Origin of the sequence: Streptomyces sp. NPDC052721, assembly GCF_040678315.1 — a bacterium.
Lineage (GTDB): Bacteria > Actinomycetota > Actinomycetes > Streptomycetales > Streptomycetaceae > Streptomyces.
In genome coordinates this window covers 97,108-110,335 of sequence record NZ_JBFATL010000029.1, presented here as the reverse complement: position 1 = coordinate 110,335, position 13,228 = coordinate 97,108, and the positions used below count along the sequence as shown (strand labels likewise).

Annotated in this window: 11 protein-coding genes; 8 read left to right on the top strand and 3 right to left on the bottom strand. The window is 72.9% G+C overall.

The genetic code is table 11. The annotated features are described in order from the left end of the window. Window positions 1-110: 110 nt before the first annotated feature. Entirely contained in the window at window positions 111-620 is a 510-nt protein-coding gene (locus tag AB0L21_RS25920; protein ID WP_365786656.1) for an SDR family NAD(P)-dependent oxidoreductase, read from the bottom strand. Between the two features lie 221 nt (window positions 621-841). Here AB0L21_RS25920 and AB0L21_RS25915 point away from each other — a divergent pair, with 221 nt between their 5' ends. Continuing rightward, a complete protein-coding gene (locus AB0L21_RS25915; protein ID WP_365786654.1) occupies window positions 842-1,558 on the top strand; it encodes an HNH endonuclease family protein in 717 nt (238 codons plus the stop codon). Window positions 1,559-1,763: 205 nt separating this feature from the next. Here AB0L21_RS25915 and AB0L21_RS25910 read toward each other — a convergent pair whose 3' ends face one another. Then, window positions 1,764-2,516: a hypothetical protein gene (locus AB0L21_RS25910; RefSeq protein WP_365703269.1), complete on the bottom strand. Its 753-nt coding sequence runs from the start codon at window positions 2,514-2,516 to the stop codon at window positions 1,764-1,766. A gap of 117 nt (window positions 2,517-2,633) precedes the next feature. Next, window positions 2,634-3,323, bottom strand: coding sequence for a hypothetical protein (locus AB0L21_RS25905; protein WP_365703267.1), 690 nt, complete (start codon window positions 3,321-3,323; stop codon window positions 2,634-2,636). 188 nt (window positions 3,324-3,511) lie between these two features. Here AB0L21_RS25905 and AB0L21_RS25900 point away from each other — a divergent pair, with 188 nt between their 5' ends. The 7 genes from AB0L21_RS25900 to AB0L21_RS25870 all read left to right on the top strand — a co-directional run bounded on the left by AB0L21_RS25900 (window position 3,512) and on the right by AB0L21_RS25870 (window position 13,091). Continuing rightward, complete coding sequence (locus AB0L21_RS25900; protein WP_365786652.1) at window positions 3,512-5,908, top strand: N-6 DNA methylase; 2,397 nt, start codon at window positions 3,512-3,514, stop codon at window positions 5,906-5,908. A gap of 175 nt (window positions 5,909-6,083) precedes the next feature. Next, a complete protein-coding gene (locus AB0L21_RS25895; RefSeq protein WP_365786650.1) occupies window positions 6,084-6,746 on the top strand; it encodes a hypothetical protein in 663 nt (220 codons plus the stop codon). Window positions 6,747-6,763: 17 nt separating this feature from the next. After that, a complete protein-coding gene (locus tag AB0L21_RS25890) occupies window positions 6,764-8,278 on the top strand; it encodes a protein kinase (protein WP_365786666.1) in 1,515 nt (504 codons plus the stop codon). Between the two features lie 369 nt (window positions 8,279-8,647). Beyond that, the gene (locus AB0L21_RS25885) at window positions 8,648-9,298 is read left to right on the top strand and encodes a SurA N-terminal domain-containing protein (RefSeq protein ID WP_365703261.1); all 651 of its coding nucleotides are present in this window, start codon (window positions 8,648-8,650) and stop codon (window positions 9,296-9,298) included. A gap of 109 nt (window positions 9,299-9,407) precedes the next feature. Further along, window positions 9,408-10,397, top strand: coding sequence for a nucleoside triphosphate pyrophosphohydrolase (locus AB0L21_RS25880; protein WP_365703259.1), 990 nt, complete (start codon window positions 9,408-9,410; stop codon window positions 10,395-10,397). A 74-nt stretch (window positions 10,398-10,471) separates the two neighbouring features. Beyond that, window positions 10,472-11,764, top strand: coding sequence for a cytochrome P450 (locus AB0L21_RS25875; RefSeq protein ID WP_365786648.1), 1,293 nt, complete (start codon window positions 10,472-10,474; stop codon window positions 11,762-11,764). A 253-nt stretch (window positions 11,765-12,017) separates the two neighbouring features. After that, window positions 12,018-13,091, top strand: a complete 1,074-nt coding sequence (locus AB0L21_RS25870; protein ID WP_365786646.1) for a transglycosylase family protein — start codon at window positions 12,018-12,020, stop codon at window positions 13,089-13,091. Window positions 13,092-13,228: the final 137 nt, after the last annotated feature.

Below are 13,228 nucleotides of genomic sequence, written 5' to 3'. Positions count from 1 at the left end.
ACGAGGGCCGGGGCCCGGCACGCCGAGAGCACGCACCTGACGCCGCGCGGCCCGCCCTCCGGGCGGACGACGGGAGTTTGACGACAGGACCTCGGAGCAGCGGGGCCTGGTCACGTCCGTGCGCACCGCCAACGGCTACCGCGCGTACGACACCGGTACGGCCGTCCGGAGTCGCCGGGCCGGGCGGGCTGCCCCACCGGGGTCGTCACGTTCACCACGACACCCCGGCTCTCGGCCGGCGCGGGCAGCGCGGCCCGGGGGAGCAGTACGGGCGCGAGGAGGCCGGTCTCCAGCAGCGGTCGCACCGACGCGCGCGTGCAGCCGCGCGGGGAGCCGGCGGTGACGACGGCCGCGTCGTCGACGAGCACGTCGATCCGGCCGTACCGCTCCAGCGTGTCCCGTACGACGCTCCCGGGCCCGTCCTCGGCGGTCGGGCCGGCGGACAGCGGCGTGATCCCGGGGTGCCCGCCGGCGGTCTCGGCCAGGGGCGCGGCCCGGGGCCGACGGCGACGACCCGGGCGCCCTCGGCGGCGCACGCGCGCGGCGGCGCGGCCGATGCCGGTGCCGGCGCCGGTCACGAGGACGGTAAGGGGAACTTGGAGGTGGCTGTTCTCGGTCATGCGAGGATCGTCGGACCCTGACCCCAGTGACGAGGTCACGTCCGGCCGAGGGGGGCGCGCGGACCGCAACGGCCCGGCACATTCCTCAACTCGCGCCCGAATTGCTCCTGATACCCCCTTTGTTCTCGCATCTGTTGGGCTGGGGAGGGAAGTTACGGTGGTGAGCGGAACGATCCGCCCGCGCCCGCGGGACGGGACAGGGTGAGGGAGGGAGACGCACTGTGACGCGTCCGAGGGGCGGGGCGGCCATCGCCGTGGCCATGCTGGTCGCCGTGACCGGCTGCACGGCCGAGCAGACCGAGGGGGCCTCCGGGCCCGCGAAGGGCGGGCGCGGGGGTGCGGCCCTCGCCGCCGCCGACTCGCTGACCGTCAAGGGGCGTGCGCCGAAGACCGGTTACTCCCGGGAGCGGTTCGGCACCGCCTGGGCGGACACCGACTCCAACTCCTGCGACACCCGCGACGACATCCTCAAGCGCGACCTGAAGCAGGTGCGGTTCACCGGCGGCAGCTGCAGGGTCTCCTACGGCCTGCTGGATCCCGACCCCTACTCCGGCAGGGACATCACCTACCGGCGCGGCCGCAGCCAGGTCGACATCGACCACGTCGTCGCCCTCTCCGACGCCTGGCAGAAGGGCGCCAAGTACTGGGACCCCAGCAAGCGCATAGCGCTGGCCAACGACCCCCTGAACCTCCTCGCGGTCGACGCGAGCACCAACCGCGGCAAGGGCGACGGCGACGCGGCCACCTGGCTGCCGCCCAACAAGAACTACCGGTGCGCCTACGTCGCCGCCCAGGTCGCGGTCAAGAAGAAGTACGGCCTGTGGGTCACCGCCGCCGAGCGGACCGCCATGAAGAAGGTCCTCGCCGGCTGCCCGGACCAGAAGCTCCCCACCGGCGGCAACCCCACCGAGGCGCCCGAGCGTTTCCGGGCCCGCTGACCCGCCCGGCTCCCGGTGGTGCTCGGCAGGACCGCCACCTGGCCCGGGTTCGTCACCCACGACCTCGGGGGCAACGCCCGCTACGGGCGCATCCCCACCGAACTGCCGGTGTACACCGCAGGGACGCGGCACCCGCCGTGACCCCGCGCCGGGTCCTGTCCGGCACCGGCTGTCACCGGGCATCGGCTGTCACAGCGCCTAGCTGTTACAGCGCGTCCAGGTCGATGATCTCGCCCGTGGGCTTCTGCGCGGGCACCGGCTTGCCGTAGTCGACGAACGACAGGTGCTCCGGCTCCTTCGCGCCGGACGTGCTGTCGACCCGCAGCAGGTAGGGCTTGCCCTCGGTCGCCACGTACGCCGTGTAGCGCTCCTTGCCGTCCTTCTCGTGCAGGGTGATCGCGGGCGTGCCGTCGACCCGCGTGGTCTTCCCGCGGGTGGTGCCCGCCGTGCCGCCGTCGCTCAGGTCGCCGAGGACCGAGTCCAGGTCGCAGAAGCTCGCGATGTCCTTGGCGTCCTGGCCCTTCACGGCCATCTTGGTCCACTTCCCGGCCAGCATGTCCACGGCCGCCTGCGTGTCCTCCTTGGACTCGCCCTCGCTCTGGGCGCGCAGGAACGCCGCGTCGTACTTCATGTAGACGGTGCTGCCCGTCTTGATCAGCTGAGCCTTGCCCTGGCCTTCCATGTTCATCGTGCCGGCGCACTCGCCCTCATGGTTGATCGCCATGTCGATGTCGATGACGCCCTTGCTCTCGTCGTCGGTGACCCGGCCCTTCAGCCGCACGGACGGGGCGTCCGTCGTGGCCTTCAGCGCGCGATCGGCGATCTGGCTGCCGCTCAGCCCGGCGAACGGGCCCTTCGGCTTGCTGTCCGCCGAGTCCTGCCCGGGCTGGCAGCCGGTGGTGAGTCCCGCGGTGGCCGCGGCGGCGAGGCAGAGGGCGGCAAGTGCGGTACGACGCATGACAGTTCCTTGGTGAGAGAAGTGGGTGGTGAGCGGGGAGCCGTGGGGCTCCGCGGGGTGTGGTGGTGCGGGACCGGCGCGGGGTGTCGTACCGCCGCGCCGGGGTGAGCGGATGGGTCAGGCCTTCTTCCAGGTGCCGCAGTCGTTCGTCTTGAAGTAGGCGTCCGACGGGCTGATGGTGACGACGGCCGTGCCGGTGACGTTGTTGTTCGCGATGATCGAGTCGAGCCCGTGGCCGGCGTCCTTCGTGCGCTCCCAGTAGCAGGAGCCGTCGGCGTTGCCGGTCGACCTGTAGGTGCCCGGCGCGATGTCCGTACCGACCTTGAACATGCCCCCGTCGCCGTCCATCGAGGAGGCGGGCGTGCCCTTCGCCTTCGGGTCCACGGCCTGCCAGTCCTCGCAACCGCTGGACTTGAACAGCTTGTCGGTGGGCTTGACGGTCACGTAACTCGTGCCGCTGACATTGTCGTTGGCGAGCATGGAGTCCAGTTCGCCGGAGGCGTCCTTGGCGCGCTCCCAGTAGCACATGCCGTCGTCGTTGCCGGTCGTGCGGTACGTCCCCGGCTTCACGTCGGTGCCGACCTGGTACTCGCCGTCGCCCCCGAAGGCGGCCTTCTTCCCCTCGGCCTTCCTGGCACCCCCCGAGTCCTTCTTGCCGCCGGACTCGTGCTCGGCCGATGCGGAGGACCCGTTGTCGCCACCGCCGGAACCGCCGTCCTTGCCGTCGCTGCCGGCGGTGGCGGACACGGCACCGATGACGACGATCCCCACGACGGCACCGAGTGCGACCTTGGCCTTCATACCCATGGCGAACCCCTCCCCACATGCTGCGGCCTCCCCCTCCGGTGGCCGCTCGTTCGCTGGGTCAATAAGAGCAGAGCCTGTGAACCGAGTCAACACGGTTCACGGATCAATGTCGGTACACGGTCGTGAACATGAGGTCTTGTGTACGTCGGTATGCTCGGTGCTCACATGGGACGAGGGGAGCGGGGCCGGTGCAGGACAACGCGACAGAGGTGACCGCGGCCGGTATCGCGCGGCTGGCCGGAGTGGGCAGGGCCGCCGTCAGCAACTGGCGCCGTCGGCACACCGACTTCCCGAAACCGGTGGGCGGCACCGAGACCAGCCCGTCCTTCGCCCTCGCCGAGGTCGAGGCCTGGCTGCGCAAGCAGGGAAAACTCGCCGAGGTGCCGCTGCGCGAACGCGTCTGGCAGCAACTCGCCGGACATCCGGAAGGACCGCTGACGGCCCTGGTGCACACCGGCTGTGTGCTGCTGCTGATCCACGAGCGGCCCACCGTCTGGCTCGACGCGAGCGCGGGCTCCGACGCACGGCTCGCCGCGATCCTGTCCGGCGCGCTGGATCAGGTGCTGGTCCCGCGTCTCGGCCCCGACGTTCCTGGTGTGAACGCCGGTGGCGGCGCCGCTGGTGTGAACACCGGTGGCGAGGCCGGCGGTGTGAACCGGGCTGCCCACGCCGGAGGTGTGAACGGCGGTGCTCGGGCCGGCGGTGTGAACGCCGGTGCCGGCTCGCCCGGTGTGAACGCCGGTGCCGGCTCGCCCCGTGTGAACCCCGCTGTCGATGCCGTCGGTGTGAACGCCGGAGCCGGCACCGGCCGCGTGAACCCCGCTGACACCTCCCCCGCTGTGAACGCCTCACAGACGCCATCGCCCGTGAACACCCCGCCGGCTATTCACACGCCGCAAGCCGTTCACACCGCCCAAGCCGCCAAAGCCTCCTCAGTCACTCCAATCCCTCAGGCCACCCCCGCCCTGCGCACCCCCACCGGCCCCCAGCTCCTCCTCTCCGCCCCCCTCCTGCGCGGTGCCGCCGAACTGGCCGCAGAGACGGGGGCGCGGCAGGCGTTCGAGTTCCTGCTGGGACGGCACCTGGACGCCAGCCCCCGCCAGTACACGCTCACCCCGGCCGAACTCGCCGGTCTCATGGCCGACCTCGCCGGCCCGGCCCGCACCGTCCTGGACCCGGCCTGCGGCACCGGCGCCCTGCTGCGCGCCGTGGCCGCCCGCCCCGACCAGGAGCTGTACGCCCAGGACAGCGCCCCCGAACTCGCCGCGATCAGCGCGCTGCGGCTCGCGCTGCACAGCCGGGCCACCGTGCGCGCCGCCGCCGGCGACACCCTGCGCGCCGACGCCCACCCCGGGCTGCGTGCCGACGTGGTCCTGTGCCATCCGCCGTTCAACGAGCGCAACTGGGGCCACGACGAACTCGCCTACGACCCCCGCTGGGAGTACGGCTTCCCGGCCCGCACCGAGTCCGAACTGGCCTGGGTGCAGCACGCGCTGGCCCGGCTGACCGACGGCGGCACCGCGGTGCTGCTCATGCCGCCGGCCGCCGCCTCCCGCCGTTCCGGGCGCCGGATCCGCGCCGATCTGCTGCGCCGGGGCGCGCTGCGGGCCGTGGTCGCGCTGCCGGTCGGGGCGGCACCGCCGTACAACATCCCGCTGCACCTGTGGGTGCTGCGCCGGCCCGACCGGGCGCCGGCGACGCCCGAGGTGCTGCTCGTGGACACCGGGAGGTTCGCCGGGGAGGGTCGGGGCGGTCCGGACTGGGAGGCGGTACGGGAGGCCGTGACGGACGCCTGGGGCGCCTTCACACGCGCGGGGCGACTCGCCAAGCGGCCGGGGCTCGCCCGTTCCGTGCCGGTCATCGACCTCCTGGACGACGACGTGGACCTGGCTCCCGCCCGTCATCTGCCGCCGGCCGCGGTGGCCGACGGCGCGGAGCAGCTCACGCGGGTGCGCGAGCGCCTGGGCGCGACCCTGCGCCTGACCGCCGACCTGACCCCGCCCCCGGCCGACCCGTCGCCGGCCGCGCGCTGGCCGCTCACCACGATCGGTGAACTCGCGCGCGGGGGCGCGCTGCTGATGAGCACCGGCGGAAACGGCGGCCACGCGCGCGTGCCGGTGCTCACCGACCATGACGTCCTCGCCGGAACGGCGCCTTCGGGCACGCTTCCGGAGAGCGAGGAGGGGGCCGTACTGACCGAGCCGGGCGATGTCGTCGTACCGGTGCTCGGCGGAGGGTCGGTGGCGCGGGTGATCGACGAGTCGACCGGGGGCGCGGTCCTGGGCCGCAACCTCGTGCTGCTGCGCCCGGACCGGACGGCGCTCGACCCGTGGTTCCTCGCCGGGTTCCTGCGGGGTACGGCCAACAACCGGCAGGCCAGCAGCTACGCCTCCACGGCGACCCGGCTGGACGTGCGCCGGCTCCAGCTGCCCCGGCTCCCGCTGGAGGAACAGCGGCGCTACGGCGACCGGTTCCGTGCGCTGGACGAGTTCGAGCGGGCGCTCAGGCACGCGAGCCGGCTCGGGGAACAGCTCGTGCGCGGGATGTACGACGGACTGACGGACGGCACGGTCGCACCCGACTGAACCCGGCCCGGCCGAACCGCGTGAAGCGACCGAACCGCGTGAAGTGATCAGTGCGACAACGGTTCGGTACAACCCGGGACCGGTTGTCCTTGTCGGCCTATACGCTCGGACTCCGACCGGGACACCGTCCCGTCGGCGTCCGTCCCCATCGGTCCCACTCGGTCCAGGAGCAGTCATGTACGGCCACGGCGCGGTGCCGCCTCCCCGCAGCGCGGGAAAGGTCATCTCCCTGCGCGTGATGTTCGCGGCGGCCGGGGCGCTCACCTGCGGACTGCTGTCGTGCCTGCCGTTGTTCCGGGTGGCCTTCGTGCGGGGCCGCTGGTTCGACTGGCTGACCGCCTGGCTGAGCCTGCCGCTGTCCGTCACCGGGTTCGTGGTGGTCGGTGAACTGCCGGAGAAGGACTGGCGCAGCGACGTCGCCCTGGGCCTGCTCATGCTCCTCGGCGTGGCGTCAGCGGTCTACTACCTGGCCGTGGACATCCGGCTGCACCAGCGGCAGCGGTTCACCGGGTTCGCCCACACGCACGCCACCACCCACGCCCCGCCCGTGCCCGGACCCTACGGCTTCGGGCACGCGGCGCCGCCGTACCCGACGCCCGTACCGGCCCCGCAGCACCCCGTGCCGCCCGCGCGCCCCACGCCGATACCCCCGCCGCACACCGGGACACCCGGGCCGTCGCACACCGGGGCCGCGCCCCCGGCGCCCGTGCCGCCGGCCGAGCCGCCCCAGCGCCCCGCGCCCGCCCGCATCGACCAGGTACGCGCCGAACTGGACGAACTCAGCGACTATCTGCGCCGGCACGACGGACACGAGGGCCACGGCGAGGGCGGACGGTGACCGTGACGACAGGGCGCATGGTCGCCGGCCGTTACGAACTGTCCACGCTCATCGGGCAGGGCGGCATGGGCCAGGTCTGGACGGCGTACGACCGCAGGCTCGACCGGCGCGTGGCGGTGAAGCTGCTGCGCCCGGACAAGGTGGCGGGCCAGGAGGCGGACGAGCTGCGCCGGCGGTTCGTGCGCGAGTGCCGGGTGACCGCGCAGGTGGACCACCCCGGGCTGGTCACGGTGCACGACGCGGGCAGCGAGGGCGAGGAGCTGTTCCTCGTCATGCAGTACGTCGACGGCGCCGACCTGTCCGACCACCTCGCCGAGCACGACCCGTACCCGTGGCAGTGGGCGGTCGCGGTGGCGGCGCAACTGTGCGCCGTGCTGAGCGCGGTGCACGCCGTGCCGATCGTGCACCGCGACCTCAAGCCGCGCAACGTGATGGTGAAACAGGACGGCACGGTCACCGTCCTCGACCTGGGCGTGGCCTCGGTCATGGACACCGACACCACCCGTCTCACGCACACCGGCTCCCCGATCGGCTCGCCCGCCTACATGGCGCCGGAACAGGCGATGGGCGGCGCGGTCGGCCCGTACACCGACCTGTACGCGCTCGGCGTGCTGATGCACGAACTGCTCAGCGGCGAGGTGCCGTTCGCCGGCTCCACCGCGCTGGGCGTGCTGCACCGGCACCTGTACGAGCCGCCGCTGCCCGTGCGCCGGATCCGCCCCGAGGTCCCCGAGGCGCTCGAAACCCTGGTGCTGCGGCTGCTCGCCAAGGACCCCCAGCACCGGCCGGCGTCCGCGCAGGAGGTGTACGAGGACCTGGCGCTGCTCCTGCCCGCGCGCGGGATGCCCACCGGAGCGCCCCTGGACCCCACGCGCCCTTTCCTGCGCCCGCACGCTCCCTGGCCGGACCGCGCGCGGACCCCCGCGCCCCAGCCCGCGCCCGTCGCGCCGGCGCCGCCGGTGGCCGGGAAGCCCGGTGTCGCCGCCGCCGTGGACGAGGTCAAACGCCTGCTGGGCGAGGGCCGTATCACGCAGGCCGTCGACATCCTGGGCGCGATCCTGCCGGCCGCAGCCGAGCAGCACGGCGAGCACTCCCCGGTCGTACGCACCCTGCGCAAGCAGTACGCGGCCACGCTCATGGACGACGGCCAGTACCGGCGCGCGCTGCCCGAACTGCGCCGGCTCGCCGACGAACGCGCCGCCGAGGCCGGCCAGGCCGACCCGCAGTCGCTGCGCTACCGGTACGAGGCCGCGCAGTGCCTGGAGCAACTGGGCGAACCGGCGGCGGCGCTCGCCGAGTACCGCGCGCTGCTGCCGTACTACGAGAACCAGTACGTCTCCGGGGACCCGCAGCTCGCCCACGAGGTGCGCCGCCGCATCGGCCATCTGCTGCTCGCCCTCGGCGACCGGCCGGCCGCCCACGACACGCTCGCGCGGCTCGTCCTGGACGTCGAGCGGCTGCACGGCCCCGGCCATCCGCTGGCCGTGGAGATCCGGCGGACCCTCCAGTGGCTGGGGCAGGTACGCGGGTAGCCGCGCGGAGATTGTGCCGGGCCCTGAGAGAAGCGGCAGGGCTGGGGTTCATGACCGGTCATCGGCAGTCGAGAGGGTGACCAGCGAGGAGGCGCACGCCGGTGTCACGCTGACCGTCGACCGGGACGCGTGGGACGCGCCGGTGGCCATCGTCGGCTGACCCGGCTGAGCCGGCGGCCCCTCCGGGAGCGGCGCGGCGGTGCCCGAAGCGCGCGCGAATCGTTGGTCGAATGGGTTGGCCGCAGCCTGCCCACTGCCTACCATCGATCATCGCAAGATCTTGTGCGCCCGCCCGTCGCCCGACCACCACCCCTGGCGGAGGCGCTGACGCGCCGCACCTGTCGTTGCAATCTCCCCTTGGAGGTCCCCTTGCACCGCCGCCGTCGCACCGCGCTCGTCCTCACCGCCGCGATCGCCGCAGCGGCACCCCTGCTGACCGCCTGCGGAAGCGACGCGCATCCGGGCGCCGCGGCCGTCGTCGGCGGGCAGCGGATCACCGTCGCCCAGCTGGAGAGCCGGGTCGACGAGGTCCGCCGGGCACAGCGGGCCGCGGTGCCGGACGAGACGCAGTACCAGCAGGTCGTCTCCTCCACCAGCACCCTCACCCGCGACACCCTGCACAACATGGTGCTCGACCGGGTGCTGCACCGCGCCGCGCGGGACGCGGGGATCGCGGTCACCCGCAAGGAGATCCAGCAGATGCGCGGCGAGCTGGAGCGGCAGGCCGGCGGCGGCAAGGGCCTGGAGACGGCCTGGCTGCAGAAGTACGGCATCGCCCCGGCCCGCCTCGACGACAACCTGCGCCTGCAACTGGAGGCGCAGAAGCTCGCCGCCCGGCTCGGCACCGACACGAGCCAGCCCGCCTTCTGGAAGGCCCTTTCCAAGGCCTCGGAGGAACTCCACGTCGACCTCAACCCGCGCTACGGCTCCTGGGACGTCCAGAAGAGCAGCCGCGTGGACGCCGAGACGCCGTGGGTACGGGAGGTCACGACGGCGGGCGGGGAGCCGGTGACGGCGTAGACGGGCCACTGACCGGCGTGGCGGACCATCCAGTCATACGATCGCACGACCCCGTCGGGCCTGTGGACAACCCGATCCGCTCCCTCGCCCCGTGGGTTACGTTCGGATCGTGAACGAAACCAGCCCCGAAACCCGTGGGGAAGCCTCCCCCGGCCGCGTCGTCCTGCTCACCACCAGCCACCGCGTCGCCCCCGGTCTGCTGTCCTGGCCCGCCTGGCAGGCCCTGCGCACCGCCGACGCCGTGCTGTGCGCGGACGGCGCCCATCCGCAGCTGCCGTATCTGCGCGAGGCCGGGATAGCGGTGGCGGAGGCGTCCCCCACCGCCCAGGAACTGGTCGAGGCCTGTGCCGGGGGCCGGACGGTGGTGGTCGTGGCCACCGGCGAGGGGGAGCCCGCCCTCACCGACGGGCTCGCCCGGCTGGCCGGCTCCGGCCGGGTCGCGATGCCGGAGCTGGAGCTGCTCCCCGCCTCCTACGACCTGCCCGGCGCCCGCCTGCTGGACCTCGTGCAGGTCATGGACCGCATCCGCGCCGAGTGCCCGTGGTCCTCCCGGCAGACCCACGAGGGCCTGGCGAAGTACGGCATCGAGGAGGCGTACGAACTGGTCGAGGCGATCGAGGCCGGCGACCGCGCGGAGCTGCGCGAAGAGCTGGGCGACGTCCTCCTCCAGGTCGTCTTCCACTCCCGCATCGCCGAGGAGGACCCGGACGCGCCGTTCTCCATAGACGACGTCGCCGGCGGCATCGTCGCCAAGCTCATCCACCGGCACCCGCACGTCTTCGGCGACGAGGAGGCCGAGACCCCGGAGGACGTCAAGGAGCACTGGCTGCGCACCAAGGCCGAGGAGAAGCGGCGCACCTCGGTCACGGACGGCGTCCCGCTCGGCCAGCCCGGCCTGGCCCTCGCCGCCAAGCTCGCCTCCCGGACCCGCACGGCGGGCCTGGACGTCCCGCTGCCGCAGGGGGACGGCATCGGCTACGAGCTGCTGGCGCTGGCGGTCCGCGCCGAGGCGGCGGGCGTGGACCCCGAGGCGGCACTGCGGGCGGCCGCCCGGGCGTACCGGGACGCGATACGGGCCGCCGAGGGCCTGCCCGCTTAGCGGCGCTGCCGCCTCGCCCCCAGCCCGCCCCCACCCCGCCCGACACTCCTCGGCGAGCCGGATACGGTCGAGGAGTGACCGACCAGCCTCACCCCGCCCAGCCGTCCTCCCACCCGGACCAGCCGGCCCCCGCCCTGTTCACCTGGGAGTTCGCCGCCGACCCCTACCCCGCGTACGCCTGGCTGCGCGAGCACGCCCCCGTGCACCGCACGCGGTTGCCGAGCGGGGTCGAGGCCTGGCTGGTCACCCGGTACACCGATGCCCGGCAGGCCCTGGCCGACCAGCGGCTGAGCAAGAACCCGGCGCATCACGACGAGCCCGCGCACGCCAAGGGCAAGACGGGCATCCCCGGCGAGCGCAAGGCCGAGCTGATGACGCATCTGCTGAACATCGACCCGCCGGACCACACCCGGCTGCGCCGGCTGGTCAGCAAGGCGTTCACGCCCCGCCGGGTCGCCGAGTTCGCGCCCCGGGTGCAGGAGCTGACCGATCACCTCATCGACCAGTTCGCGCGGCGCGGCTCCGCCGACCTCATCCACGAGTTCGCCTTCCCGCTGCCCATCTACGCCATCTGCGACCTGCTCGGCGTCCCGCGCGAGGACCAGGACGACTTCCGGGACTGGGCGGGCATGATGATCCGGCACGGCGGAGGACCCCGGGGAGGCGTCGCCCGGTCGGTGAAGAAGATGCGCGGTTATCTCGCCGAGCTGATCCACAAGAAGCGCGAGGCGCTGCCCGCCGAACCAGCGCCCGGCGAGGACCTGATCTCGGGCCTCATCCGCGCCTCCGACCACGGCGAGCACCTCACCGAGAACGAGGCCGCCGCCATGGCCTTCATCCTGCTGTTCGCCGGCTTCGAGACGACCGTCAACCTCATCGGCAACGGCACCTACGCCCTGCTCACACACCCCGAGCAGCGCCGGCGGCTGGAGGAGTCCCTGGCGCGCCGGGAGACGGAGCTGCTGGCGACCGGAGTGGAGGAACTGCTGCGCTACGACGGCCCGGTGGAGCTGGCCACCTGGCGGTTCGCCACCGAGCCGCTCACCATCGGCGGGCAGCACATCGCGCCGGGCGACCCGGTGCTCGTCGTCCTCGCCGCCGCCGACCGGGACCCGGAGCGGTTCGCCGACCCGGACGTGCTGGACCTCGCCCGCCGCGACAACCAGCACCTCGGTTACGGCCACGGCATCCACTACTGCCTCGGTGCGCCGCTCGCCCGTCTGGAGGGCCAGACCGCGCTCGCCACCCTGCTCACCCGGCTGCCCGATCTGCGGCTCGCCGCGAACCCGGCCGAACTGCGCTGGCGCGGCGGACTCATCATGCGCGGCCTGCGCAGCCTGCCGGTGGAGTTCACGCCCCGCGCCTGAGCACATCACCTGGCCCACACCACCGGGCCCACACAGCCTGACCACGCGCCCGAGCACACGTCTGACACGGTCCGGCCGGGCTCCCACACAGCCTCTTCAAGGAAACATGACAGACGTTCAACTCTGTGATCTTCACGTGATCTGCGCGGCATGAACTTGTGACAAGTGATCGTCTGCCGATACGTTCACCCATCAGCGCGGCGACCGGCTCGATCCGCCGCGCCGGTCCTGCTGTCGCTCGAAAGGCTTCTGCATGCTCTCCGGGAACGGCCGACACCGTCGCCCCCGTCAGGCCCCGGCTCTCCTCGTCGCGGCCGGAGTGACCGGTTCCGCCATCGCCATCCCGCTCCTCGGCGCCGCGAGCGCCAACGCGGCCGACGGCACCACGTGGGACAAGGTGGCCGAGTGCGAGAGTGGCGGCTCCTGGAGCGCGGACACCGGCAACGGGTACTACGGCGGCCTGCAGATCTCGCAGGAGGACTGGAACGCCTACGGCGGCGGCCAGTACGCGGCCAGCCCCGACCAGGCCAGCCGCAACCAGCAGATCGCCGTCGCCGAGAAGATCCTCGCCGACAAGGGCACCAGTCCCTGGGCCACCTGCGCCCTGCTGTCCGGTCTGACCCAGGGCTCGGGCTCGACGCACGTCGACACGGGCGTCGGCGGTTCCGGTGGCGCCGGCGGTTCGGGTGACTCGTCCGGATCAGCCGGCAACTCCGGTACGTCCGGTTCCTCCGGCAGCTCCGACTCGTCCGTTCTGCCGGATTCATCGCCCTCCACCGGTGCGGGCTCCGACGCCAACTCCGGTTCCGGTACCGGTTCCTCCTCGGACGAGGCCACCACTCCGAGCGTCAAGCCGGGCAAGGGCGCCGGTACGGCCACCGGTTCCACGGGGGCCAAAACTCCCAAGTCCGACAAGTCCGCCACGCCGGACGCCGGAAGCCCGCGGGAAGCCGACAGCTCTCCCACGGTCACCCCGGACGCCGGCATCGAGGACAACCCGCAGCAGGCCGCCGGTTCTTGGAGCCTGGTCGACACCGGATCCCTCAGCGGCGGACGCCACCGCGGCGCGAGCGCGGACGAGAGCGGTGCGGGCGAAAGCGTGACAAACGGTCAGAATGCCGCTTCCTCCGGCCGGCACGCCTCCCGTGAAACGGACACGTACACCGTCCGTCAGGGCGACACCCTCGCTTCCATCGCCGACTCCCTTGACGTCGACGGCGGGTGGCGCGCGCTGTACGCGGACAACAAGAACGCCATCGGGGCCGACCCGAACCACATCAGTGCCGGTCAGACCCTGGAAGTCGGGGGCGAAACGGGCGGGAAGTAGCGGGAGTTGACGCCCCACTTCACTCCCTAATGTCCGGTTTGGCGAAAGTGTGGGATGAGTCTCAGAAGCCCTGATCGTCTTTGAAATTCCGCGGATCGCGTGTCTACGGTCGAGGCCGCTCGTCACCACGAGCCCCG